Consider the following 25629-nt stretch of genomic DNA (forward strand, 5'->3'; position numbering starts at 1 on the left):
ATGAGCGAGCATATTATCGAGAGCCTTGAAGACCGCGTCCTGACGCTTACCCTGAACCGTCCTGAGCGCAAGAATGCGCTGACCCAGGCCATGTATGCCGCGCTCGCAGATGCCATCAATGGCGCGAATGACGACAAGGGCGTCCGCGCCATCATCATCACCGGCGCGGGTGAGATGTTCACCGCCGGCAACGATCTGACAGACTTTGCCAGCAACATGGACGATGGCGAGCCGCCCGTCGCGCGCTTCCTCTCCGCCATCCGCGACGCAGAGAAGCCGCTGATCGCCGCCGTGAACGGCCCGGCCATCGGCGTGGGTCTCACCATGCTGCTGCATTGCGACATCGCCTACGCCGCCGACACGGCTGATTTCCGCGCGCCCTTCACGGCGCTTGGCCTGGTGCCGGAGGCAGGCTCGTCCCTGCTGCTGCCGCTGACCGTGGGCAATTCCATGGCAAATGACATCCTTCTGGCCGGCCGCATCCTGACCGCTGAGGAGGCGCTCGCCAGCGGGCTCGTCTCACGTGTTCTGCCCGCCGGTGACTTGCTCGCGGCCGCGCAGAAGACCGCCGCCGCCATTGCCGCCTCCGCGCCGACCGCCATGCGTCGTTCAAAGGGCCTGATCCGCGCCAATCGCGACGCTGTGAAGGCCCGCATGGACGCCGAAGGCAAAATCTTCGCAGAGCAGCTCAAATCCCCCGAATTCGCCGAAGCTGCCTCTGCCTTCGCCCAAAAGCGCAAACCGGTCTTCGAAGACTAGGATTTCCCTGGGTCCCCGGAATTTGTGTCAGCAAATATCCGGGGACCATAACTTAAAAAAAACACCTCTCATCAGCCCCTTCCATCCCTCAGAACACCCCGAATTCCAGCCCGAAATCAGCGGAATTTCACCCGTTTTTGCCCCCATATTCCGCAGGCGGATGCACAGCGGGCGAAATACCGCCACAGAGCGTTGATTTCATTGCTATTTATACGCTGCAAAAACACCCCTCCGCCTGTGGCCTTTGCCCCCCAAACCCCCTATAAATAAAGGCGAATCTACGAATCGATGAGGAGGCCTGAATGGCCGAAGAGACGCAAGCTGAGACCCCCGAATATGGCGCCGGCTCGATCAAGGTCCTGAAGGGCCTGGAAGCCGTCCGCAAACGCCCTGGCATGTATATCGGTGACACCGATGACGGCTCGGGCCTGCACCACATGATCTACGAGGTCGTGGACAATGCCATTGACGAGGCGCTTGCCGGCCATGCCGACCGGGTCACCGTCACGCTCTACCCCGATGGCTCGGCGGAAATCACCGACAATGGCCGCGGCATTCCGGTCGAGATGCACCCCACCGAGGGCGTCTCTGCGGCCGAAGTGATCATGACCCAGCTGCACGCCGGCGGGAAGTTCGACCAGAACTCCTACAAGGTGTCCGGCGGTCTGCACGGCGTCGGCGTGTCGGTTGTGAACGCGCTGTCTGACTGGCTGGAGCTGACCATCCACCGCGAAGGTCATGAGCACTGGGTGCGCTTTGTTGACGGCGGCCGCGTGGAAAACCCGCTGGTCACGCGTGGCGAGTCCCCGAAGACCGAGTCCGGCAAGCCCTTTACGGGCACGGCCGTGCGCTTCCTTGCCGCCTCCAGCACCTTCACGATGACGGATTATGACCGCAAGACGCTGGAACACCGCCTGCGCGAACTCGCCTTCCTGAACTCCGGCGTGCACATCATCTTCCGCGACGAGCGTGAGGCCGAGCCTTACGAGATCGACCTGATGTATGAAGGCGGCGTGAAGGCCTTTGTCGAACACCTCGACAAGACCAAGACCAAGCTGATCCCGGAGCCTGTCTATGCCATGGGCGAGAAAGACGGCATCACGGTCGAGGCCGCGCTGGAATGGACAGACAGCTATCATGAAAGCGTGCTCTGCTTCACCAACAACATCCCCCAGCGTGATGGCGGCACCCACCTTGCCGGCTTCCGCGGGGCGCTGACACGGATCATCAACAAATACGCCAACGAGACCGGCGTTGCGAAGAAATCCAAGGTCGACATTTCCGGCGATGATGCGCGCGAAGGCCTGACCTGCGTGCTCAGCGTGAAAGTGCCTGATCCGAAATTCAGTTCCCAGACGAAAGACAAGCTCGTCTCGTCCGAAGTGCGCCCTGTCGTGGAAAGCCTGATGGGCGAGAAACTCTCTGAATGGTTCGAGGAGCATCCCAAGGAAGCTCACGAGATCATGATGAAGATCGTCGAGGCGGCTGCCGCACGTGAAGCGGCCCGTAAGGCGCGGGAGCTGACACGCCGCAAGTCTGCGCTCGACATCACCTCCCTGCCCGGCAAGCTGGCCGACTGTCAGGAGAAAGACCCGGCGAAATCCGAAATCTTCATCGTCGAGGGTGACTCCGCTGGTGGCTCTGCCAAGCAGGGCCGGTCCCGTGACAATCAGGCCATCCTGCCCCTGCGCGGCAAGATCCTGAACGTGGAACGCGCACGCTTCGACAAGATGCTGTCCTCCGATCAGGTTGGTACCCTGATCATGGCGCTTGGCGCCGGTATTGGGCGCGATGAGTTCGACATCAAAAAGCTGCGCTATCACAAGATCATCATCATGACCGATGCTGATGTGGACGGCGCGCACATCCGTACGCTGCTGCTCACCTTCTTCTATCGTCAGATGCCGGAGATTATCGAGAAGGGCTATCTCTACATTGCCCAGCCGCCGCTTTACAAAGTGTCGCGCGGCAAGTCCGAACGCTATGTCAAGGACGTGCCGGAGCTGGATGCCTATCTGATCGAGGAAGGCACGACCGGCGAAGCGCTGATCATGCCGGATGGATCCCAGATTGCGGGCGAAGACCTGCGCGAGCGGGTGCGTCAGGCCTCGAACTTCAAGGCAAACCTGGCCCGCCTCGCCCTGCGCGCTCCGGCGGATCTGATCGAACAGGCCGCCATGGCCGGGGCGATGGCCGCAGGTGCCGGAGACGCCGAAGCCAAGCTGACGGCAGAGCGCATGAACCGCTTTGCCGAAGAGGGTGAAGACACCTGGGAAGGCCGCTTTGTCGAAGGCTCGCTGGTGCTGCAACGCACCGTGCGCGGCGTGGACGAAACGGCTGTGCTGCCGGCGACCCTGCTCGCCAGCCAGGATGCCATCCGCCTCGCTGAGCGCGCCAACACGCTGCGTGAGATGTATGAAAAGCCGCTGGTCCTGCGCCGCGACAAGGGCGGCGAGATCACCGTGCACGGACCCTGCGCCCTGTTCGCCGCCGTGCTCGAAGCCGGCCGTGACGGGATCAAGATCCAGCGCTATAAGGGTCTCGGTGAAATGAACGCAGACCAGCTCTGGGAAACCACGCTCGACGCCAATGCCCGCACCCTGCTGCAGGTCCGCGTCGACCATGCCGACGAGGCCGACGAAATGTTCACCAAACTGATGGGCGACATCGTCGAACCCCGCCGCGAATTCATCGAAGAATTCGCGCTCGAAGCAGAGGTGGATGTTTAGCATCCACCTGCCGCATCCCCGGGCTTGACCCGGGGTCTCCCGAGACGGCTCCGCGCCCTTCCCGCAAGAGACTCCGGCATTCACCGGAGATACGGATTGGGGGGCCGCCCCTCCCTCCCCCACACGCCGCGGGAACCCCTGCCCGTTGCCCACGTTTCTTTCACTGAGATGAAAGGAACACCGCCATGAAAGCCAAGTCCGAAGCCCAGCAGAAAGCCGCCGGCGCGGCGCTGGCCGCCAAGCGGGGGGACATGCCGAAATCAAAGCTCCAGGGTGCCTCCAGGGAGATGTACGAGACCATGACCGAGGACGAGCTCGACGACATGGCCTCCACCTCTCACGACGATCTGCCCGAAAAGAAGGGGGACTAGCCCATGGACCGCAAGCAAGTCTGGGAAACCGAAAAAAGCTTCTGGCTCGAAGGGCCGGATTTCTACCGTGACCGGATGGTTTCCGATGCCTTCATGGTCTATCCCGCGCCGACCGGCATCCTGATCGGGGCCGACATCCTCCATGCCCTGGAGCAAGCGCCGCGCTGGGACAGTATCGACATGTCAGATCTGCAACAACTTGATACAGGCGACACAACCGTTCTGGCCTACAGCGCCACGGCCAGCGTCGATGGGGGCGATCCGTATCAGGCGCTCTGCTCCAGCACCTATGTGTGCATTGATGGCCGCTGGAAGCTGATGTCTCATCAGCAAACGCCTGTTTCTTAAGCCGCACGCGCCCCTCCGTAAACGTCTGAAAAAGGCGCCCCTGTCCAAGGGATAAGCGGCTGCCCCGGCACGGCACACTCCCTGCTGCAACGCCGCCTTCCGTCCCGCGCGCCATGAGGAAAGCCCGCGCCCAATCCTGCGCAATGTGATGCGTGACAGATTAGGCGCATGACGTACAAGAGCCCCGATTTCCTTGTCTATGCCGGCCGGTTCACCGTGCAATGGCTGGACCATGCCACCGCCGGTTTCCGGCGTGCTCTGGGGCTCACCCTTCTGCCCGCCCTGCCCTTTCTGCCGCGCCGGCAATTGCAGGAATTGACGCGCTTTCTGGCCCATGCCGAGCCGGTGATGCGCCGCATCCTCTATCTGATGGCGGTTGAGCTGGGCGCCCTTCCCGTCCGGGAGCGGACGTCCTCCGCCACTGCGTCAGCCGCTACACGCGCGCCCGCCAAGCCGCCCAAAACCAGCCGGCCTCTTTTTCCTCAACCGCGCTTTCGCTTGAGCGAACCGGAAGAACGCCCGCAGGCCGCGCGCACCCCGCCGCCAAAACGTTTCCGCACCGGCCCGCGCATCCGCCGCCTTGATGTGGAGCCCCCTGTCGATCTGTCGGAATATCCGGCCGGGCCGGATGACATTCTGCCCGCGGCGCGGCATGTGCGCCGCTTGCTGGCGCTGGAAGATGTGTTCGAGAACATGTCCCGCTATGTCACCGCCATGCGCCGCCTTATCGGCAAGGCAAAGCCCGTCGTGGGGCGGGCTCTGCCGCCTGCCTTCCGGCGCAGGCCTCTGACACCTGCGCAGCAGCAGAATGCCTGCGACCTGCACGCAGAGGCAACACGCCTCGCCTACAACACATCCTGATACAGACTTGATCGCCAGGTAAAAAACCGGACGGGCCCAGCCCCGTACCGGCCCTTTGTGCTGCGTGGAACTCTAGTCCAGCAGGCTCAGCCCCACGCCCGCGAAGCGGATCTCAAATCCATCCACGTCCAACCCCATATCCTGCGCGCGCGCCAGCACACCCGCCCGGTCTGCCACATGAATGCCAAAGGCAGCCAGACGCTCGACCGGCCCCTCCCGGAAGATGATCGCGCCGTCCTTCACATATAGTGTGCGGCGATCCACGATCAGGCCCAGCGCCAGCGCCCAACGACTGGCCAGGCCGTCCGGGTCCGGCGTCTCCACTGCCATGCTGACCAGCCCTCCGGGAACAGAGCGCTCGCGCCAGTCCGGCCCGCCCCAGCGCCAGCTGCCAAGAGGTCGCGCTTCGTCCACAGAGACAATTGTCCCGCCCATATCGGCCGGGTGCAGATGGCTTGCGGAAATGTCCGGCAGGTCAATATTCCACACGCGGCGAATGCCCATACTGTCCACACGAGACCGGAAGGCGTCCAGCTGGGGGGTCTGGAAGATGGCCATGTATCCGCCCTCCCCGCAGCGCGTGATGAAACGCTGCGCGGGCGCATCGTCTTTCATCGGCACGACAACTTCCAGAAATTGATCGCCCATCGCATAGACGCGGTTTTCCAGGCCAAACTCCTTAACGCCCGGATCAATGAATGGCTCGCCCAGGCCCAGCAACTCGCCCAGCTGGTCTGCCGTCTCCAGACTTTTCGCGGCGATCACCAATTGGCGTATGCGCGGCACCGGCATGTCATCCTCCCAATATTTTTATCTGTGTCAGCGGACACAATATCATAACAAACGCAACGCTATCACACTTGAATTGACCACAGAGCGAAGACACGCCACCAAGGCCTCATGAACGATCACACGCACGATTCTTCCGACCACGATCATGAACATGGCGACCATGGCCATTCCCACGGGCACAGCCACGCGCATGGCCATGGCCACAGCCATTCCCATGATGCGGACATGACGACAGCGGATTCGCGCCGCCGCGTCGCTCTGGCGGCCATGCTGACGGCGGCCTTCATGGGGGCAGAGATCGCCGGCGGCGTCATCTCCGGCTCCCTCGCCCTCTTGGCAGATGCCGCGCACATGCTGACGGATGCCGGCTCGCTCGCCCTCGCCTGGGTCGGCTACAAGCTGGCCGAGCGCCCGGCAGACCCGCAGCGTTCCTATGGCTTTGCGCGGATGAAGATCCTCGCCGCCTTCACCAATGGCATCCTCTTGGTGCTGCTGTCGCTGTGGATCGTGTGGGAGGCCATACAACGCCTGCTGCAGCCGGTGGAGGTGATGGGCGATGTGCTGATGGCCGTCGCGGTGGGTGGCCTTCTGGTCAACATCATCGCCTTTGCCATCCTGCATGGCGGCAGCAAGGAAGACCTGAACCTGCAGGGCGCGCTGTGGCATGTGCTGGGCGATTTGCTCGGCTCCGTCGCGGCGATTGGCGCGGCGATCATCATCATGACGACCGGCTGGATGGCGGCGGACCCGATTCTCTCTGTTCTGGTGGCGATTCTGGTTCTGGTGGCCGGGGTGCGCATTGCCCGCCAGTCGGGCCACATCCTGCTGGAAGGCACGCCGGATGGCCTCTCCCCCGCCGAGATCCGCGCGGATCTGGTGGCAGAGATTCCAGGCGTTGCGGAAATTACCCACATCCATGCCTGGGCGCTGACAGAGCACAAACCCCTGATTACGCTGGAGGTTTCGGCCGCGCCCGGCACGGATCTGGACCTTCTGCGCCAACAGGTCAAAGCCCGCCTGGCTGACCGGTTTGACGTCTCCCATGCCACGGTGGAAGTCGTCTCCGCCGCCGCCGAGCCTAGCGGGCAGTGTTCACATTGATATGAGCGCGATAGCGCTTTAAGGCTCATGGGGCAGCCCCTATATGCGGGGCCGAGAGAACACGAAAACAAGATGGCGGAGCCTTCGCATGGCTGAGACGAAACATACCGAAATCCTCATCATCGGCTCCGGCCCGGCGGGCTGGACCGCAGCCGTTTACGGCGCGCGTGCCATGCGAGAGGTAACGGTGGTGACCGGTATCCAGCCCGGCGGCCAGCTGACCATCACGACCGAAGTGGAAAACTATCCCGGCTTCACTGAGATTCAGGGCCCGGACCTGATGGTGAAGATGCAGGAACATGCCGAAGCCATGGGGGCCAAAGTGATCAATGATCACATCGCAGAGGTCGATTTCGACTCCCGCCCCTTCCGCGCAATTGGCGAGAGCGGCACGGTCTACACTGCCGATTCCGTCATCATCGCGACCGGCGCACAGGCCAAATGGCTCGGCCTGCCCAGCGAGGAGAAGTACAAAGGCTTTGGCGTCTCCGCCTGTGCCACCTGTGACGGCTTCTTTTATCGCGGCAAGGAGGTTCTGGTTGTCGGCGGCGGCAATACCGCCGTTGAAGAAGCGCTGTTCCTGACCAATTTCGCCTCCAAGGTTACCGTCGTGCACCGCCGCGACAGCTTCCGCGCCGAGAAGATCCTGCAGGACCGTCTGTTCAAGAATCCCAAGGTCGAGATCATCTGGAACAATGTTCTGGATGAAGTGCTGGGCGAAGGCGACCCGCCCGGCGTCACCGGCGCGCGCATCAAGAATGTCGAGACCGGCGAGACGACCGACATTCCGGTCCACGGCGTGTTCATCGCCATCGGCCATGCCCCGTCGACAGAGCTGTTCAAGGGCAAGTTGGAAATGAAAGACAATGGCTATCTGATCACCGCGCCGGATTCGACCGCCACCGCCATTCCGGGCGTCTTCGCGGCAGGCGATGTGACGGACGAGACCTATCGCCAGGCTGTCACCGCCGCCGGCATGGGCTGCATGGCCGCGCTGGAAGCCGAACGCTTCATGACCGAACAGGAAGCGCACGCAGAGTCTGTCGCTGCGGAATAATCGAGCGGCCGGGGCCGGCTACAGCATACGAGCCGCCAGCGCCTCGGCCTCTGCATCTCCCCGCTGCAACTCTGCCTTCAGCGTTGCGGCGCGGGCCTGCATCACTTTCTGAAGTGCGCTATGCGTGGGCACGCTTAGCGCCGCCTCCAGCGCGGCGGTGATCTCGTCATGATATTTGCGGCAATCGAGCGCCGCCAGGGCCCGGGCCCATTGCCAGTGCAGCGCGGCATCTTCCGGGTCGGCAGCAATCGCGGCCTGATAATGTGCCCGGCCATCGCTGATGCTGGCGCCCATCATCATCGCGCCGATCCGCCCGCCCCGGCGCACCACTTCGAGATTCCAGACAGACAAAAAGCCATTGGCGTAGATATTGCCGGGGTCATCTTCCAGCACGCTGCGCGCCAGATCCCGCGCCTCCTCGCCCCAGCCGGTCTTGCGGGCAGCACCGTTCGACATGGGCCGAATGATCAGCGACAGGGCGATCGCCCGCTGCAGGCGGCCTTCCAGATGTTGCTTGTCTATGGCGAGCGCAGCATCGGCCTTGTCCAGCGCGGCGTGCAACAGGGCCTCCGGCGGGTCAGCCGGGCCGGACATCGCCTCCGCCAGCAGGGCTCGCGCGCTGAAGGCCAGCTCGTCGGGATTGCTCTTGTCAGACGCCGCTGCCAGTGCGGCCTGATACTCCCCCGCCTGAAACGCCGCCTCCGCTACCCCAGGCTCAGCCCCCGCCGCCCCGGCAAGCATCACCGCCCCCGCCAGAAATGCCACAAGCTTGTGTCTCATAAGGGAGAGGATAAGCCGATCAGCGCCAATCCGCCAGCAGTTGGTGGAATTTCTGAAAATTAGAGGAAAATGGTGGTTCGGGGGAGACTTGAACTCCCGACCTCGCGATTATGAGTCGCGCGCTCTAACCAGCTGAGCTACCGAACCGATCGCTGATGCGAAGGGCGCCTCATACACGCGGTTTCGCCGCCCTGCAAGCACCTCGCCTGCACTCGATGCAGACAATTGTGTGCAGATTGCCGGGGCCGGCCCGCCCTGCCCCATCGCCTTGTCCTGCGCCCTGGCCCGCTCAGTCGCGATTGCTGACCAGCAGCACCGCAATCACCAGCGCCTTGATCCGCGGCAGCCAGGCCAGAACCGCGCCGATCACCATGGCCGCCGACAGCGGCAGCGTCACCCACATCGGCCAGCCGGACATTGAAATGAACAGGGTGAGCGCCACCAGAACAGGCCCGAGACTGAGCACGGTCAGCCAGGCCGGGCCGTCCTCGGCCGGGATCTCTCCGATTGGCTCTCCGCAGACGGCACAGGTGTCGACCTGTTTGAGATAGGCGCGGAAGATGGCCCCCTTGCCGCAGACCGGGCAGCGAAAGCGCAGGCCGCGCCAGATGGCGGTGCGCAGGCCGGGCGTAGGATAGACATGGGGCTGCTGAGTCATGCGGCCAGCTGTGCGCCTGCCCGCGGGCCAAGGCAAGACGGTGTAAGCGCGCAGCTGTCAGGGCGGCGCGCCAGCAGGGCTCAGGCGAGCTGGCGAACGTCCAGCCCGGCTTCGGCCTCGGCTTCCTTGTCGGCGATCAGGATGTCGGCCAGCGTGGCGACGAGCGCCCGCGGACGGATCGGCTTTTCGATCATCGTGGTAAAGCCCGCGCGCTGGCAGGCGACCCGCCGCTCAGGGCTGACATCGGCCGTTACGGCGATGATCGGCGCAGTGGCGTTCGGCCCGGCTGAGGCGCGCAGGGTTTTCAGCACCTCCTCCCCTTCCGTACCGGGCAGGTGAATGTCTGTCAGAATGGCCTGATAGGACGTGACCAGAGCGCGGTCGATGGCATCCTCGCCGGTCTTTACCGCATCGACTTCCCAGCCCGCCGCAGACAGGGCCCGTGTGATGACCAGCGCGCTGACGGCGTGATCCTCTGCCAGCAGGATGCGGCCCAGATCGAAGGCGCGCATGCGGGGCTTTGCGGGAAGGCTGGACACGGCCAGGCGCGGCCCGGCCTTCTGAACCGGCAGCGTGACCGTGAAGATGGAACCGCCCTGCGGATTGTCCGCCAGCGTGATCTCTCCGCCAAGGCGGCGGGCCAGGCCCTTGGCGATGGAGAGGCCGAGACCTGAGCCGCCATGCGTCTTCGCGGTCGACGGCGCGGCCTGTTCAAAGGCCTCGAAGAGGCGGGCCTTGTCGGCGTCGCTGATGCCGCAGCCGGTGTCTTCCACCGTCATGCGCAGCTTGAGACTGCCGGCGGCCTCAAAGGTGGACAGCTCCACGCCGATATAGCCGCGCTCTGTGAATTTCAGCGCATTGCTCATCAGATTGAACAATATCTGGCGAATGCGCATGGCGTCGGATTCAAGACGTGGCGCTGCATCGCTCGCCACCTTGATACGCAGATCCAGCCGCTTGCCCGCCATGCGCGACTGCCACAGATCACGCGCATCATTGGCAAAGTCGCGCAGGTCAAACGGTGCCTGGCTGATTGACAGTTTTCCGGCCTCAAGGCGGGAAAGGTCCAAGAGGTCATTCAGCAGGCGGTCCAGATGGCTGCCGCTTTCGGAAATGGTGCGCGCCAGGCGCTTGGCTTCTCCGCTGGCCTGGTCCTGCAACAGGTCTGCCACGCCCAGAATGCCGGTCAATGGCGTGCGGATTTCATGGCCGACAAAAGCCAGAAAGCGGGATTTCTCAAGCGCGACATCTTCGGATTCGCGGCGGGCCTTGATCAGCTTTTTCTGGGCGGATTGCATGGCCCGGGCGCGCATGGCGTTTTCCTGCGCGACGGTGGACAGCAGCGCCTGGGGGCTGATCAGGCCAAGATACCGCCCGCCTGAAAGCACGATGAGTCCGGCGGTCAGCGCGCTGGTCGAGCCATCGGCAGCGAGCTTTGCCACAAGACCGATCGGGGTGCCCTCTTCCGCCATGACGGGGGCGGGCAACATGTACTCGGTCACCGGCAGCGCCGCGATCTGCTGGCGCAGATCCGGACGTGACATGGCCTCTGTAATCGCCTGGCGGGTCACCATGCCCAGCGCGGCGCCACTGCGCACGACCGGTAGGGCAAACAGGGACGGATCGGAGAGAAACTGGCCCAGTACGGCGGACACTGTGGCAGCTGGCGGAACAGGCCGCACAGCGACCGCGATATCTTCTACACGTACCGGCATTACAGCGAGGCAGCCCCTTGAATGGTTAAGGACACCACCTTGCGCCATAAACCTTTACGCGCCGCAAACACATCCCTAACCAAAAATGAACGCCCGAACCTGTAACAGGCCGGGCGTTCATGATTTCAAAATGACTTGAAACGTCTGGGGTGCGCAGACCGCGCTATTTCACATCGCTGCGATGGTTCACGATCTTGCCGACAAGGCCATATTCGACGGCTTCCTTCGCGCTCATCCAGAAGTCACGGTCTGTGTCTTCCTTGATCTGGGCCAGCGTTTTGCCGGTGGCTTCAGCGAAGATGTTGTTGAGACGTTCGCGCATCTTGATGATCTCGCGGGCCTGAATTTCAACATCGGTCGCCTGGCCGCCAACGCCGCCGCGCGGTTCATGAAGCAGAAAGCGCGTATTCGGCAGGGCGTAGCGGTTTTCCTTTTGCGCGGCAGCATAGATCAGCGCACCAGCGGAAGCGACCCAGCCCGTGCCGAGGATCTTCACCGGGGCTTCGACGAACTTGATCATGTCGTGGATCATGTCGCCGCTTTCGACATGGCCGCCCGGCGAGGAGAGCACCAGGAGGATCGGCTCCTTGCTTTCGGACGAAAGTGCCAGAAGGCGTTCTGACACGCGGCGGGCCTGCATGAAATCAATCCCGCCGGTCAGCAGGATGGTACGGGCCTTGAACAGCGCTTCTTCGAGAAACGCGTTCGGCTCTGTGGTTTTCTTGTCCTCATTCTCGTCGTCGAGACGGGGCTCTCGGGCATCAAAGGTCATGGTCTCTCCGGTCACGGGATTCTGTCCCTCTCATAGGTGCGGTGCCACGCGCGCCGGGTCAAGACCGGTCATGCCAAAGGAGGCTGGCTGTCCCCGCTTTATTGCCTCACGCGCAGGGCGAAATGAAAGAGTCTTGTTTCCCCCTGAATTATGTAGCTTGATGGAGGCTTGTGAGGGGACACATCATGACAGATCATCTTGATCCACAGGCAGGCAGATCGCCTGCGCTTTCCTTGTCGCCAAAGCAGCTGGCTTGGGCACTGGTCGGGATCGGCCTGTTTCTGCTGATGGCCCATGCCGCTGTGCTGTTCCTGAAATACAGGCTTGGCTATGATTATGTGATGGGGCTGGCCCCCATGTTCAGCCTGGATGAGGAGGCGAATGTGCCGACCCTGGTCTCGGCGCTGGTTCTACTGTCCTGCAGTGTCGCGTTGGCGCTGACGGCCTGCAGCGCCGCGGGAACACGCATGGCGCGGGGCTGGTGGGTGCTCAGCGCCGCCTTTCTGTTCCTCGCATTTGATGAAAACGCCCAGATTCACGAAACCCTCAGCGTCATCACCGGGATTGTGGTGCAGACCTCGTGGATGCCGGCCTTTCCGTGGATCCTGCTCTATGGGCTTGCCGTTGTGGCGCTCGGCATTGTCCTCCTGCCCTGGTTCCTGAAGCTCGACCGGGGAACACAGATCCGCTTTGCCATCGCCGGCACAATCTATGTTGGCGGCGCGCTGGGCATGGAAGTGATGGAAAGCGCCCTCTACCAAATGACCGACCCGACGCTGTCGGCTGAAGGCTGGGAGCGGCTGAACAGCTCCCTCGGCTTCACTTTGATGACCTCCCTGCAGGAATGTCTCGAATATGGCGGGGCAGCCTATTTCCTCTATGTTCTGGTCAAACGCCTCGGCGCAATTCGCCTTCAGGCTGCATAGCGCGCAGACAAAATCTCACGCAAATGAGCGGTTAACTCTTGAGAAACTACGAAAATATGTAATTTTTTGATGAGTTTGGAGTGGGATATGTAACATGACCGATAATGCGATGCCCTTGGGGGGGCAGGATGAGGGCGCGCACAGTGCTGTAATTACACCTAAAGGGGTTGCCTGGACGCTGACAGGAATCGGCCTTTTGGCCCTGCTGCCGCATATTGGCGTCCTGGTGATGAAGCATGTCTTCGGCAAGCCTTATCTGGGCGGCATGGCCAACATGTTCCACCTGAATGAGGAACATAATGTCCCGACGCTGATTGCCGTCTTCCTGCTGATGACGTGTGCGGCAGCGTTGGCCTATACGGCCTCCACCCTGCCAGCCAAAAGCCGTGACCGGGCAGGCTGGCTTGTGATGGCGCTGGTCTTTGCGTTCATGGCCTTTGACGAGAGCGTGCAGATCCATGAACTGACTTCCCAGCCGATCAATGACATGTTCAATGCGGAGATTCTGCAACCCTTCGGCTGGGTATTGCCCTATGGCTTTGCGCTGATCGTGCTGGGCTTGGTGCTGGCGCCCTGGTTCTTCCGGCTGGACCGCGCGAGCCAGATCCGGTTCATCATTGCCGGGACGATCTTCGTGGGCGGCGCGCTGGGCATTGAGATCATCGAGGGCGCGCATTACCGCTCCCTCGGGGAAGAACTGAACCCCGAACTCTATACCAAGGTCAACCAGACACTGGCGCACGACCTTCTATGGACGCTGCAGGAAAGCATGGAATATATCGGCGCGGGCTATTTCCTGTATGCGATCATCAAACGGCTGGGCGGCATACAGATGGCCCCGGCGATTCGCTAGGCGGCCTGGGCGATAATCCGGGAAACGTCTTCGGCATAGCGCTGGGCCTTTTTCTCACCCACCCCGCTGATCAGGCGCAGCTCGTCTGCGTCTGTCGGGCGCTCGCGGGCGATCTCTGCCAGCGTGCGGTCATGGAAAATAACATAGGGCGGCACGCCGCGCGTCTTGGCGATCTCCGTGCGCCAGGCCCGCAGGGAATCGAACAGCGCCTGATCGCGGACTGAAAGGTCCGCCAGCGCCTGTGTCGCCGCAGCGCTGCGGCCCTTGCTGCGCCGACGGGTGGCTGCCGGGTCTGCGCGCAGCATGATGGTTTTCTCCCCCCGGAAAAAGGCACGCGCGGCATCCGCATCCGGCACGACCACCGCCGGACGGTTCACCTCTCCCCCTTCAGCCAGAAGGCCATCATAGAGCAGCGCATCAAAGACGCGCGTCCAGCCTTGCTTGGGCAATTCCTTGCCGATGCCAAAGGTGGAGAGCGCCGCCATTTCCTGATCGAAATCATCGCGCGCCTGACCCAGCAAATGATTGACCAATCGTCCGCGTCCGATCTTCTGGCCGCACCGCAAGACGGCAGAGACCGCCATCTGCGCCCAGCGCGTCGCATCATAGGGCTCGCCGCTTTCGCCGCGGCAGATGTCGCACGCTCCGCAGGGCTGGACATTCTCTTCCCCGAAATAGCGCCGCACAGAGGCACGTCGGCATTCATCACCGTCAAAGAAGGCAAACAGCTGGCGTGTCTTGGTGATCTGTACACGTTTGATCGTGTCCGGCGCATCGCTCTCATAGGTCCAGCTCAGCGAGCGGCGCATGTCGGCAGGGCCATACAGGGCGATGCCCTCGGCAGGCTCCCCGTCACGCCCGGCCCGGCCGACTTCCTGCCAATAGGCCTCAAGCGTCTTGGGTGGATCTGCATGGATCACAAAGCGCACATCCGGCTTGTCGACCCCCATGCCGAAGGCGACCGTGGCGCACATGACGAGGCCATCCTCCAGCAGGAAGCGGCGCTGACGCTCGGCCCGCACGTCGGCGTCGAGCCCGGCATGATAGGCCAGTGCAGGCATGCCGGATCGCTCCAGCGCCTCGGCCAGGTCTTCGGTTGCGTTGCGGGTTGCGGCATAGACAACGCCGGAGAGGCCCTTGCGCGCCTTGACGAGAGAGACGACGCGCTGCGTGCGGTTGCCTTCCTTCGGTTCGGCGGCGAGGGCGAGATTGGGACGATCAAAGCTCGCGACATGCTGGGCCGGTCTGGTCAGGTCCAGCTGGGCGAGAATGTCTTCGCGGGTCCGCGCGTCTGCCGTCGCGGTGACCGCAAGGCGCGGCACGCCGGGGAACAGGCCCTTCAGGCGGCCAAGGGCGCGATAGTCCGGACGGAAATCATGTCCCCACTGGCTGACGCAGTGTGCCTCGTCCACCGCGATCAGCGAGACCTGCATCTGCGACAGGCGCTGGGCGAGGCCATTGCCGATGCCTTCGGGCGAGACATAGAGCATGTCCATTTCGCCGCGCGCGGCCGCCTCCAGCGCCTCGGTGCGGGCATTGAAATCCATCGAGGAATCGAGTCGCTCGGCCCGCACGCCGACCTGTTTCAGCGCGTCCACCTGATCGGCCATCAGCGCGATCAGCGGCGAGACAACAATGCCGACGCCGCCCCGCAGAATGGCCGGGATCTGGTAGCAGAGAGACTTGCCGCCGCCAGTCGGCAGAACGGCCAGCGCATCGCGGCCTGCCAGCACATCCTCGATCACATGCTCCTGCAGGCCCCGGAACGCATCATAGCCATAGATACGCTTCAGCAGCGCACGGGCGTCATCAAGTGTGGGGCTGGCAGACATGGCGCCAGTTGTGGCGGGCGAAGTGAGTCGGGGCAAGAGGCTGTGTGTGCCGTGATGCCCCTCACCTCCCACGTCCTGCAACTCCGATCCGTCGCTATTGTGGGATGGGCGGGACAACGAAACGGGCCAGACAGTTAAGGCGTGACCAGACGTTTGCAGAACGGCTGGTCTGGGCGCGCCTTCGCAATCGCCAGCTCAATGGTTGGAAGTTTCGCCGCCAGCATCCCATAGGCCCATATTATGCAGACTTTGCCTGCCTTGACCTGATGCTTGTCGTGGAACTGGATGGCGATAGCCACGGTACGGAAGCGGACATATCCAGGGACACGCAGCGCACGGCTTTTCTTGAAGCACAAGGATGGACCGTGGTCCGGTTCTGGAATGTGGAGGTGCTGGACAGTCTGGATGGTGTGCTCCGCCAGATTCACGATGCAGGACAATTTCTGGCGGCCCGACCGGACTGCCCCCCCCTCCCACCGGGAGAGGAGGGGCCCATCGCGTCAGCGATGGGAGGTGAGGGCTTCGCCGAACGCCTCCACCAGGAACGTATGGCGGCGGGCGACGGCGAGGGCGTCGCGGGCATAGCCACCGCCGAGGACGCCGCAGACGGGAACCCCGGCTGATCGGCAGGCGCGGGCGACATAGGCATCGCGGGCCTTCAAGCCGTCATCACTGAGAGACAAGAGCCCCAGCCGGTCCTCCTCATGCGGATCGACGCCGGCATTGTAGAAGACAATATCCGGCGAAGTGCCCAGCGCAGCCTCGACCAACTCTTTCAGCGCAGACAAATAGGCCGCATCGCCCGTGCCCTTGGGTACGCCGATGTCGAGATCAGACGGCGGCTTGTCACGCGGCCAGTTCTGCTCGCAATGGAGCGAGGCGGTAAAGACGCGCGGATCATAGCGGAAGATCAATGCCGTGCCATCGCCCTGATGGACATCGCAATCAATGACCGCGACGCGCTGCACCGTGTGGTCATCCAGCAACAGCTTTCCCGCTACGCCGACATCATTGAACACGCAGAAGCCTGCCCCACCCTCCGGCCCGGCATGGTGGCTGCCGCCTGCCAGGTTTACCGCGGCCCCCTGCTCCAGCGCGTAGCGCGCGGCGAGGATGGTGCCTGCGACAGAGGCTGACGAGCGCCGCGCAATCGCGGGCGTGATCTCGAAGCCGACCTTGCGGGCAGCTTTGGCGTCCAGCGTCTGCGTCAGGATGGCGGTGACATAGGCTTCGTCATGGGCGAGCTGCAACTCATCCGCGCTGGCATAGCCGGGCAGGATGAAGTCATGGCCGTCTTCGCGCAGCAGCTCTGCCACGAGCGCATATTTGCGCATCGGGAAGCGATGGTCATCGGCCACGGTCTTGGCGTCATAATCAGGGTGGTGGACAATCGGCAGGCGCATCAAGCCGGGAACCTAAAGGGTTTTTCGCCCATTTCCACTTATGCAAAGCAGGCATAAGTGAATTCAGGCCAGCCCGCCTACTGCCCTTGCCAAAGCCTGCGCATATTCGCTTCAACAGACGCGAAAGGAGATCGACATGATCGATTTCAGACCCTTCAACAAGCTTGGCCGGTTCCGAAATGACTGGCTGAACGCCAATTACCATTTTTCCTTCTCTGGCTATCACGATCCCAGCCGCATGGGCGAAGGCGCCCTGCGCGTATGGAATGATGACACGATCCAGCCGCATACGGGCTTTCCGCCCCATGGCCACCAGTCGATGGAGATCATCACCTATGTCCGCAAAGGCGCGATCACGCACAAGGATTCCATGGGCAATACCGGCCGCACGGAAGCGGGCGATGTTCAGGTGATGAGCGCCGGCAGCGGCATCCAGCATTCGGAATGGAATGCCGAGGATGAAGAAACGACGCTGTTCCAGATCTGGATCCTGCCCCGCACGCAAGGCGGCCAGCCCGGCTGGGGCGCGCGAAAATTCCCGAAAGGCGACCGGTCCGGCAAATGGGCGGTGCTGGCCTCCGGCACAGGCGATCAGGACAGCCTGGTGATCAATCAGGACGCCAATGTGCTGGGCGCAACGCTGAAAGCCGGCGAAAGCCTGACCTATGAGGTCAAAGCTGGCCGCCATGGCTACCTCGTGCTGGCGGAAGGCTCTGTCCGTCTGAATGGTCAGGCGATGACGGCCCGCGACGGCGCGGCCATTACCGGCGCGGAAAGCCTGACGCTGGAAGGCATCGAGGACGCGGAAATCGTGTTCGTGGACACGATTTAAGCCCCCTCACGCGGCTGTGACTTTGGGTGAGCGGGGGCAGCGTGATATGCTGCAAGCAGAACAGGAGATACTCCGATGAAAAAGCTAGCCCCCCTTGCCGCCCTTGCCCTGCTGGCCGCCCCTGTAGCGCTCGCCGGGGAAATCAATGTCAGCTATGACCCGGAATTCGCCGAGAAACTGCAGGATGAATATGGCGCGCGCGAAGGCGAATACCTGACGCATGAAATCCAGGAAGACCTGACGCGCCAGCTGTCCAAGGCGAAACTGGATATCCCGCGCATCGACGTCACCATTCTGGACGCCCAGCCCAACAAACCGACCTTCAAACAGCTCGGCGATACGCCTGGACTTGATTACAGCGCGTCCAAAAGCATCGGCGGCATGAAGCTTTCCGCCGTGGCCTATGATGCGGATGGAAACCCGACCGGCGATCTGACCTATAAATGGTATGAGACAGATATTCGTCTTGCCGGCATCAGCACTTGGCACGATGCTCAGCGGGCGTCTGACAAATTCTCACGGAAATTCGTGAAAGAACTCACCGCAGACAAAGGCGGCAGCTAAACCCCCCTTTGTCTGAGCCTTCCAAGAGCCCCCGGATGCTACGCATTCGGGGGGCCTTTCAGGATCAGAGTACCAGTTCGCAGCGCTCATTCAGGCTGGGCCGTGCCAGCGCCACGCGCTTCAGCCCCGGCAGGCCGTCCGTCAGATCTGCCGCCGCCCAGAGGCAAATACGCTCCAGCGTCGGCACGTCGAGGCCCGGAATCTCGTTCAGCAGGGTATGGTCCAGCTTGGCCGCCGTGGCCTGCAGGCACGCCGTCAGATGGGAAAAATCCTCCACCCACTGCTCGCCCGGCTTCACAACACCCGCAACGGTCGCTTCCAGCTGGAAGGAATGGCCGTGCATGTTGCGGTAAGGATGGCCTTCCGGCTTGCCACCCATGAAATGCGCTGCCTCGAAATTCACCGATTTGGTGATCTCGAAAACGCGGCCTTCCGGGGAAAGCGTCGTGTGCGCGGCGCTGGATGTTTCAAGCTTCGTGGTCATGGCGGTGTGGTTCAATGTCCGGTATCTGGCGGGCCTGAACAGGTGGCCCGCACGAATTTTGCCCCCAAATGATGGAAAACGGGCAAAAAGTCCAGTTTTTAAGGCTGTTTCGGCTGCGAGAGGCCCGGCGTGCCGTCAGCGGCTGGCAGCCCATTTCTCCCAGCCCTTAGCGCGCAGCTCGCAGGCCGGACAAGTGCCGCAGCCATGCCCCCACTCATGCAGCTCTCCGCGCTCGCCCAGATAACAGGTATGGGTATCCTTCACGATCAGCTGCACCAGCGCATCCCCACCCAGTTGCTGCGCCAGCGCCCAGGTTTCAGCCTTGTCGATATACATCAGTGGGGTGTCTATCCGTATGGGAACATCGAGGCCGAGACGCAGCGTTTCGGCCTGCGCGGCCATCGTGTCAGCCCGGCAGTCGGGATACCCGGAATAGTCCGTCTCGCACATGCCGCCGACCAGAACGCCGAGGCCCCGGCGGCTGGCCAGCGCGCCAGCGAGCGTCAGGAACAGCAGATTGCGGCCCGGAACAAAGGTTGACGGCAAGCCGGCCTCGGTCATCTCGATGCTGACCTCATGCGTCATGGCCGTCTCGCCCAGGCTTTTCAGCACAGTGGCATCCAGCATGTGATCCTCACCCAGACGCTCGCCCCACAGGGGATTCATCGCGGCGATCCCCTGCCGGACGGTCTCCCGGCATGTCAGCTCGATCCTGTGGCGCTGACCATAGTCGAAGCCCACGGTCTCCACTCGCTCAAAGCGGGAAAGCGCCGAGGCCAGGCAGGTCGTCGAATCCTGTCCGCCGGAGAACAAAACCAATGCAGAAGAAGAAGGATCAGTCATGTCTTCGCCTGTATCAGGCCGGACAGTCACGGCCAAGCTGGGCGTAACATTTTTAACACCCCCTATTTTTTCCCTATGTCTTACGCTTCGGCAATGTTGACAGACCCGTCATCCATGCAGTCTGATACAAAGCGAAGCAGGCCCGCCAAGAGGCTCGCTCGGTACAAATTGCTCGAGGCCAGCAATCAAGCGGCCCGAGGGGAGGAAAAAAATGCGATTTAAACGACACTCGAAGTGCGTCTGGCTGGCAGGTGCGTCCGCCATGGTGATCGGTCTGGCCGCTCCCGCAGCGGTTGCACAAGAGGACACCGGTGAAACGCAACGCACCCTGTCCACCGTGACGGTCACGACGCAAAAAACGGAAGAATCCATCCAGGATGTTCCGATCGCAGTCTCGGCTTTCGATGAAGACGCTTTGGCAAAGATGCAGCTCGCCGGCGGGCCGGATCTCGTCAAATCCATACCAAACGTCAACTTCACCAAGGGCAATTTCACAGGGTACAACTTCCGTATCCGGGGTATTGGCGTTGATGCCGTGTCAACGTCTGCCGATAATGGTGTGGGTGTGCACCAGAATGATATTCCGCTTACCTCAAACAACCTTTTTGAAGCGGAGTTCTACGATATTGAGCGTATCGAGGTGCTGCGTGGCCCACAGGGCACACTCTACGGCCGGAACGCTACAGGTGGTGTGTTCAACCTGATCACGGCAAAGCCTGTACTGGGAGAATACCAGGCCAATATTGATCTGACATACGGAAACTATGACACCTTCAAGGCCAAAGGTATGGTCAACGTGCCGATCGGCGAAAGCCTTGCCTTCCGTCTGGCCGGCTCTCTTTTGCAGCGTGGCGGGTATGTCGACAACATCACGACCGGAAACGAAATCGATGACCGGGACCTTTTCAGTGTACGGGCGACCCTTGCCTGGGAGCCGACAGACCGGTTGAGAGGCTGGGTGAGCTATGAGCATTTCGAGGAAGACGACAACCGCCTTCGTTCCGGCAAGCAATTCTGTAAGAAGGATGCCAACCTCACTACCTTTGCCGGCATTGCCATTGAGCCAGACGACCAGAACATCACCTCTCTTGGCTGTGAGGATGCGCCGCTTTCAGAGTCTAAAGACCGTGTGAACTCCACAGGTACGCTGGCTGGCTCCTGGGGTGTCGTGGCAGGTCTCTCAGACGGTGACGTCTACCTTCGACCGGCCCTCAGCGATGAACGCACCATCGAATCCGTCATCGACCCACGCTATCAGGCCGAGACGGATTTCTTCTCCTGGAAGGCCGAGTTTGACCTGACAGACTCGCTGCTTCTGACATATCTGGGCAGCTACAATGAATCCGAACGGTATTCCGAGGAAGACTATAACAAGAGTGTTCCGGACATTCCCTTCAATGATCTGTCAGCCATCCCGCCAGGGCTCAGCACGCAGGCAGACCTTTACAATGCCCTCTTCCCGGGTGGGTTCGTCAGCGACCCGCAGCTGGGCACCTTCAACCAGTTGACCACTTATGACCTGTCAGGTGGACAGTCGGAGCAAACCACTCACGAAATTCGTCTGCAGTCTGATTTTTCGGGCCGCTTCAATTTCAACCTTGGTGCCATCTCGGTCAACTATGAGACAGGCGGAGCTGATGACATCGGCGAAAGCTATTACGTGATGTCCAACACACTGACGGCCATCACGCAGTTCAACAATGCTGTCTATCAGGCAACCTATGATGCCGTGATCGGCGGAGGCGGCACGGCAGACCAAGCCGCTGCAGCGGCAGCTGCCCAGGCCCCGTTCGGCGGGCTCACACCTGTTGACACCAGTGGCGACGGCGAAGGCTCGCTACGGGGCAACATCAATAATCTGGGCCGAAACTATTTCCGCTCTGTTACACCCTACAAGCTGGATTCCTTCGCGGTCTTCGGTGAGGGATATTATGATCTCACAGATGATTTGCAGCTCACTGTCGGCCTGCGCTACACCAGCGATGACAAAACGGTTCAAAACATCCCGACTTATCTGTTCACACCGGTCTCCGTACGCCCGGATCCGCTGGTTCCGGTTCCGTCAGCCACGTCAGCAAACGGTATCGTGAATAAAAAGTTTGAGGAAGTTACCGGCCGGATCGGCTTCGACTGGTCACCAGATCTCAGCTTCAGCGAAGACACGTTGATCTACGCCTTCTATTCCAAGGGCTATAAGGGCGGTGGCATCAACCCGCCGCAACCGCAAGGCACGCCCAGCATAGTGCCCGAAACCTTTGAGCCGGAATTCATCAATGCGTTCGAAGTCGGTACCAAGAACACATTGGCGAACGGCGCACTGCAACTGAATGCCACGGCATTCTACTATGACTATGAAGGTTATCAGGTCTCCCAGATCGTCAACCGCACCTCTGCCAACATCAACGTGGATGCAGAAATCAAGGGTCTGGAACTCGAAACGATCTGGAATCCGGCATCAACCTTTGTGGTGAACGCCAATCTCGGTCTGCTGGATGCCAAGGTAAAAGACACCGAAGCTATCGATGTTTTAGACCGTACGGCAGGTGACCCAAACTATATTGCTTTGAAGAATCCATTCGATGCTTCAAACTGTGTGATTTCCTCGCAAGCCTATGCAACGGTTCTGGGGGCGATCCAGGGCGGCCTTCTCGCTGAGGGCTCAACGCTCGGACTCTGCACCGGCGCTTTCGCAGGTCAGGAATCCACCTTCGGCCTGCCGGAAGGCTCTTTCACACCGGGCCAGGGCTTCGCCAAGGATCTGGACGGCAACAAGCTGCCGGGCACACCAGACATGACCCTCAGCCTGGGGGCGGAATACACTTGGGAAACCGTATCCAATTCCAACTGGGATGTTCGTATTCGTGCGGACTATTACTATCAGGCAGACAGCTACAGCCGCATGTGGAACACCGCACGTGACAAGCTGGACAGCTGGGAAAACCTGAACTTGTCCCTGCAATTCTACAATGATCCATCTCAAATTCAGGTCGAGCTTTTCGGCAAGAATGTCATGGACCAGGACAACATCACCGGTGCGTACCTGACGGACGATTCCTCAGGTCTCTTCACGAACGCCTACTATAATGAGCCCAGAACCTACGGGATCCGCGTCAGCAAGACCTGGTAGACCCGGGATCTGACCACACTCATGGGGGCGGCCTTTGCGGGCCGCCCCCATTTTATTTGGCCTTAGACGCCCGCTGCCCTATTGTTCCCGACAAACAAGCCATCTTTACAGGAGACCTGCCCCATGCGCATCGCCAACCTGATTTCCCTCACCGCCTTGCTCGCGGCCTGCGGCGGGTCAGCCGACCAGAGCCCGGCCGCAACAAGCGATTTCGACGTGAAACTCACTCCCATCGTCACCGATACGGAATGGCCATGGGGCATGGCATTCCTGCCAAATGGAGACCTGCTTTTCACAGAGAAGGAACGCGGCCTGCGATATGTCGCTGGCGGTGAAGGCGCACCCGCGCCGGTCCGCGGCCTGCCGGATGCCTATACTGAAGGCCAGGCTGGCTATCTGGGCATCACTCTGGACCCGGACTTTGATACCAACCGCCTCGTCTACATTTCCTATTCCAAGGGTGATGACGCCGCCAATGCCGCCGCCGTGATCAAGGGCCGCCTGAGCAATGACAACACCGTGCTTGAGGATGTGACGGAAATCTTCTGGGCCGACCCGCGCGACACGGCCTATCATTATGGCTCGCGCCTGCAATTTGCCAATGACGGCACGCTGTACGTCTCTCTCGGGGAGGGCTTCAAATACATGAAGGATGCCCAGGACCCAAAGATCACACATGGCTCCATCGTCCGCATCAATACAGATGGCAGCATCCCGCCGGATAATCCGTTTGCAGACGGCAAGGATGGCAATCCGGCCGTTTGGTCCTATGGTCATCGCAATGTCCAGGGCCTCTATTATGATAAAGACACCGGCACACTCTATGAAACAGAGCATGGTCCCAAGGGCGGCGATGAGCTTAATATCATCAAGCCCGGCGCCAATTATGGCTGGCCCGTCATCACCTATGGCGTAAACTATGATGGCACGGTGATCACCGAGAAAACCGAAATGGCGGGCATGGAACAACCCCTGACCTATTGGGTGCCGTCGATTGCACCGGCGGGCCTCACCATGCTGACCAGCGATGTCTATCCCGGCTGGAAGGGCGATCTCTTCACAGGTGGCATGAACGGCCCGGCCGGGCTGGAGCTGACTCGTATCGACATGGAAGACGGCCAGGTGGTCGGCAAGGAATCCCTGTTCGATGGCGAATATCCGATCCGCGATGTCATTCAGGGCCCAGATGGTCACCTCTATGTTGCGACAAAGAATTTTGACGGCATCTACCGCGTGGATGTCATTGAGGCCGCTGCCGACGGCGAGGCCGACACGGAATAATCCGGCGCAGCCTGCGCTGCGCGCAGGTCAGACGCCCCGGCGGGACCGGAGCGCGGCGGCGAGTGTTCCATCATCCAGATGGTCCAGTTCGCCGCCCACCGGAACGCCGTGGGCCAGGCGCGTCACGCTGGCGCCTTTCCCTTCCAGCAAGTCTGCCACATAATGGGCTGTGGTCTGGCCATCGACCGTGGCATTCAGGGCCAGGATCACTTCGCGAATGTCGCCCGCCTCAACCCGGCTGATCAGGCTCGCAATGTTGAGATCTTCCGGCGTGATGCCGTCAATCGCTGACAAGACACCGCCCAGAACATGATAGCGCCCGCGAAAGGCCCCGCCCCGCTCCAGCGCCCACAGATCCGGCACGTCTTCCACAACACAGATCAGGCTGTCATCGCGGCCGTCGGCCTGACACACCGCACAGGGCTGTATCGTGTCGAAGTTTCCGCAGATCTGGCAGCGGTCAATTTTCTCACCCGCCTCTGCCAGCGCATCGGCCAGCGGCTTCAGCAGCGTGTCGCGGCGCTTCAGCAGAAACAGCGCCACGCGCCGCGCAGACCGGGGGCCAAGCCCCGGCAGGCGAGAGATCAACTCGATCAGACGAAGAATTTCCGGGCCGGCAGAACGTTGTGACATATGCCCAATGTCAGTTATTTGCCCGCTCTTGCAAGCGGGCATCTGAAAAGAAGACCCCCCGGCCAGGGGGACCGGGGGGTCTGGAGGACTCTTAAGTCAAGGCAGGCTTTCAGGCGGCTTCCTCAATCTCGTTTGTTTTCGAGCTCGGGCGCGGGTCACGGAGCACATAGCCGCGGCCCCAGACGGTTTCGATATAATGGTTACCACCGGTCGCCTGCTGCAGCTTCTTGCGCAGCTTACAAATGAACACGTCGATGATCTTCAGTTCCGGCTCATCCATCCCGCCATAGAGGTGGTTGAGGAACATTTCCTTGGTCAGCGTCGTGCCCTTGCGCAGCGAGAGCAGTTCGAACATCTGGTATTCCTTGCCGGTCAGGTGAACGCGCTCGTCGTCTACTTCCACCGTCTTGGCATCCAGGTTGACGATGATTTCGCCTGTGCGGATCACGCTCTCGGCATGGCCTTTGGAGCGACGCACAATGGCTGTGATACGGGCAATCAGCTCGTCTTTGTTAAACGGTTTGGTCAGGTAATCGTCTGCGCCGTAGCCGAGTGTCTTAACCTTGGCTTCGATGTCAGGGTTACCGGACAGGATCATGACCGGCGTGTTCACACGGCCCATCCGCAGCTGTTTGAGCACCTCATACCCGGAGATATCCGGCAGGGAGAGGTCCAGCACGATCATGTCGTATTCGTAGACTTTTCCGAGGTCGACGCCTTCTTCGCCAAGGTCGGTCGTATAGATGTTGAAGCCCGCAGCTTTCAGCATCAGCTCGATTGAACGCGCGACAGCGCTATCGTCTTCAATAAGCAGGACGCGCATTATCTCGTCTCCCGAATCAACTTACGACCAAACTAGTCGCATTTCCTATTAAAGTGAATCCTACGGACTGATCCTTTAACGAAGG

General features: G+C 61.3%; 24 protein-coding genes, 1 tRNA gene and 1 pseudogene. 14 read left to right on the forward strand and 12 right to left on the reverse strand.

The genetic code is table 11. The features are described 5' to 3' along the window. From HY2_RS11370 to HY2_RS11390, 5 genes are all read left to right on the forward strand, one after another. Window positions 1–759, forward strand: coding sequence for an enoyl-CoA hydratase-related protein (locus HY2_RS11370; protein ID WP_034827655.1), 759 nt, complete (start codon window positions 1–3; stop codon window positions 757–759). Window positions 760–1061: 302 nt separating this feature from the next. After that, window positions 1062–3488, forward strand: a complete 2427-nt coding sequence (gene gyrB / locus HY2_RS11375) for a DNA topoisomerase (ATP-hydrolyzing) subunit B (RefSeq protein ID WP_034827657.1) — start codon at window positions 1062–1064, stop codon at window positions 3486–3488. Between the two features lie 185 nt (window positions 3489–3673). Next, window positions 3674–3859: a DUF3008 family protein gene (locus HY2_RS11380; protein ID WP_034827668.1), complete on the forward strand. Its 186-nt coding sequence runs from the start codon at window positions 3674–3676 to the stop codon at window positions 3857–3859. Window positions 3860–3862: 3 nt separating this feature from the next. Continuing rightward, a complete protein-coding gene (locus tag HY2_RS11385; protein WP_034827670.1) occupies window positions 3863–4207 on the forward strand; it encodes a DUF4440 domain-containing protein in 345 nt (114 codons plus the stop codon). A gap of 168 nt (window positions 4208–4375) precedes the next feature. Continuing rightward, window positions 4376–5068 (forward strand): hypothetical protein, encoded by a 693-nt coding sequence (locus tag HY2_RS11390; RefSeq protein ID WP_034827672.1) that lies wholly within the window; start codon window positions 4376–4378, stop codon window positions 5066–5068. 72 nt (window positions 5069–5140) lie between these two features. Here the strand turns inward: HY2_RS11390 and HY2_RS11395 are convergent, their stop codons facing one another. Further along, a complete protein-coding gene (locus HY2_RS11395) occupies window positions 5141–5860 on the reverse strand; it encodes a VOC family protein (RefSeq protein ID WP_034827674.1) in 720 nt (239 codons plus the stop codon). 108 nt (window positions 5861–5968) lie between these two features. Between HY2_RS11395 and HY2_RS11400 the strand changes: the two genes are divergently transcribed. Next, entirely contained in the window at window positions 5969–6961 is a 993-nt protein-coding gene (locus HY2_RS11400) for a cation diffusion facilitator family transporter (RefSeq protein ID WP_034827676.1), read from the forward strand. An 88-nt stretch (window positions 6962–7049) separates the two neighbouring features. Continuing rightward, window positions 7050–8018 (forward strand): thioredoxin-disulfide reductase, encoded by a 969-nt coding sequence (gene trxB / locus HY2_RS11405; RefSeq protein ID WP_034827678.1) that lies wholly within the window; start codon window positions 7050–7052, stop codon window positions 8016–8018. A gap of 18 nt (window positions 8019–8036) precedes the next feature. Here trxB and HY2_RS11410 read toward each other — a convergent pair whose 3' ends face one another. From HY2_RS11410 to HY2_RS11430, 5 genes are all read right to left on the reverse strand, one after another. Then, window positions 8037–8798, reverse strand: a complete 762-nt coding sequence (locus HY2_RS11410) for a tetratricopeptide repeat protein (protein ID WP_034827680.1) — start codon at window positions 8796–8798, stop codon at window positions 8037–8039. A 70-nt stretch (window positions 8799–8868) separates the two neighbouring features. Beyond that, window positions 8869–8945: transfer RNA gene (locus tag HY2_RS11415), tRNA-Met, on the reverse strand. A 142-nt stretch (window positions 8946–9087) separates the two neighbouring features. Beyond that, complete coding sequence (locus tag HY2_RS11420; protein WP_034827682.1) at window positions 9088–9456, reverse strand: DUF983 domain-containing protein; 369 nt, start codon at window positions 9454–9456, stop codon at window positions 9088–9090. An 80-nt stretch (window positions 9457–9536) separates the two neighbouring features. Next, window positions 9537–11171: an ATP-binding protein gene (locus HY2_RS11425; protein WP_034827684.1), complete on the reverse strand. Its 1635-nt coding sequence runs from the start codon at window positions 11169–11171 to the stop codon at window positions 9537–9539. Between the two features lie 163 nt (window positions 11172–11334). Further along, complete coding sequence (locus tag HY2_RS11430) at window positions 11335–11943, reverse strand: ATP-dependent Clp protease proteolytic subunit (protein ID WP_034827686.1); 609 nt, start codon at window positions 11941–11943, stop codon at window positions 11335–11337. 185 nt (window positions 11944–12128) lie between these two features. On the opposite strand from HY2_RS11430, the gene HY2_RS11435 reads away from it, so the two are divergent. Continuing rightward, window positions 12129–12869, forward strand: coding sequence for a hypothetical protein (locus tag HY2_RS11435; protein ID WP_034827687.1), 741 nt, complete (start codon window positions 12129–12131; stop codon window positions 12867–12869). Window positions 12870–12963: 94 nt separating this feature from the next. Further along, complete coding sequence (locus HY2_RS11440) at window positions 12964–13722, forward strand: hypothetical protein (protein WP_034827688.1); 759 nt, start codon at window positions 12964–12966, stop codon at window positions 13720–13722. Here the strand turns inward: HY2_RS11440 and recQ are convergent. Further along, the gene (gene recQ / locus HY2_RS11445) at window positions 13719–15554 is read right to left on the reverse strand and encodes a DNA helicase RecQ (protein ID WP_034827690.1); all 1836 of its coding nucleotides are present in this window, start codon (window positions 15552–15554) and stop codon (window positions 13719–13721) included. The genes HY2_RS11440 and recQ overlap by 4 nt on opposite strands. 104 nt (window positions 15555–15658) lie before the next feature. On the opposite strand from recQ, the pseudogene HY2_RS17870 reads away from it, so the two are divergent. Continuing rightward, window positions 15659–15925 (forward strand): annotated as a pseudogene (locus tag HY2_RS17870) (endonuclease domain-containing protein); the annotation flags it as partial. A gap of 129 nt (window positions 15926–16054) precedes the next feature. Here HY2_RS17870 and HY2_RS11455 read toward each other — a convergent pair. After that, window positions 16055–16957 carry a histone deacetylase family protein gene (locus HY2_RS11455; protein ID WP_034827694.1) on the reverse strand — a complete coding sequence of 301 codons (903 nt, stop codon included), beginning with the start codon at window positions 16955–16957 and terminating at the stop codon, window positions 16055–16057. 136 nt (window positions 16958–17093) lie between these two features. Between HY2_RS11455 and HY2_RS11460 the strand changes: the two genes are divergently transcribed. Both HY2_RS11460 and HY2_RS11465 read left to right on the forward strand, forming a co-directional pair. After that, window positions 17094–17789 carry a pirin family protein gene (locus tag HY2_RS11460; RefSeq protein WP_034827696.1) on the forward strand — a complete coding sequence of 232 codons (696 nt, stop codon included), beginning with the start codon at window positions 17094–17096 and terminating at the stop codon, window positions 17787–17789. 75 nt (window positions 17790–17864) lie between these two features. Continuing rightward, complete coding sequence (locus HY2_RS11465; protein WP_034827698.1) at window positions 17865–18353, forward strand: hypothetical protein; 489 nt, start codon at window positions 17865–17867, stop codon at window positions 18351–18353. A gap of 64 nt (window positions 18354–18417) precedes the next feature. Here the strand turns inward: HY2_RS11465 and HY2_RS11470 are convergent, their stop codons facing one another. Both HY2_RS11470 and queC read right to left on the reverse strand, forming a co-directional pair. Further along, window positions 18418–18837, reverse strand: coding sequence for a 6-carboxytetrahydropterin synthase (locus HY2_RS11470; RefSeq protein ID WP_051594942.1), 420 nt, complete (start codon window positions 18835–18837; stop codon window positions 18418–18420). 135 nt (window positions 18838–18972) lie between these two features. Continuing rightward, the gene (gene queC, locus HY2_RS11475) at window positions 18973–19680 is read right to left on the reverse strand and encodes a 7-cyano-7-deazaguanine synthase QueC (RefSeq protein ID WP_034827808.1); all 708 of its coding nucleotides are present in this window, start codon (window positions 19678–19680) and stop codon (window positions 18973–18975) included. 211 nt (window positions 19681–19891) lie between these two features. Between queC and HY2_RS11480 the strand changes: the two genes are divergently transcribed. Together HY2_RS11480 and HY2_RS11485 are read left to right on the forward strand one after the other, a co-directional pair. Continuing rightward, window positions 19892–22807: a TonB-dependent receptor gene (locus tag HY2_RS11480; protein ID WP_034827700.1), complete on the forward strand. Its 2916-nt coding sequence runs from the start codon at window positions 19892–19894 to the stop codon at window positions 22805–22807. Between the two features lie 123 nt (window positions 22808–22930). After that, window positions 22931–24088: a PQQ-dependent sugar dehydrogenase gene (locus HY2_RS11485; protein ID WP_034827702.1), complete on the forward strand. Its 1158-nt coding sequence runs from the start codon at window positions 22931–22933 to the stop codon at window positions 24086–24088. 27 nt (window positions 24089–24115) lie between these two features. Here the strand turns inward: HY2_RS11485 and recR are convergent, their stop codons facing one another. After that, the gene (gene recR, locus HY2_RS11490; protein ID WP_034827705.1) at window positions 24116–24721 is read right to left on the reverse strand and encodes a recombination mediator RecR; all 606 of its coding nucleotides are present in this window, start codon (window positions 24719–24721) and stop codon (window positions 24116–24118) included. Between the two features lie 109 nt (window positions 24722–24830). Continuing rightward, the gene (ctrA, locus tag HY2_RS11495; protein ID WP_034827707.1) at window positions 24831–25544 is read right to left on the reverse strand and encodes a response regulator transcription factor CtrA; all 714 of its coding nucleotides are present in this window, start codon (window positions 25542–25544) and stop codon (window positions 24831–24833) included. Window positions 25545–25629 lie beyond the last annotated feature (85 nt).

The sequence above is a fragment of the Hyphomonas pacifica genome (assembly GCF_000682675.1).
Lineage (GTDB): Bacteria > Pseudomonadota > Alphaproteobacteria > Caulobacterales > Hyphomonadaceae > Hyphomonas > Hyphomonas pacifica.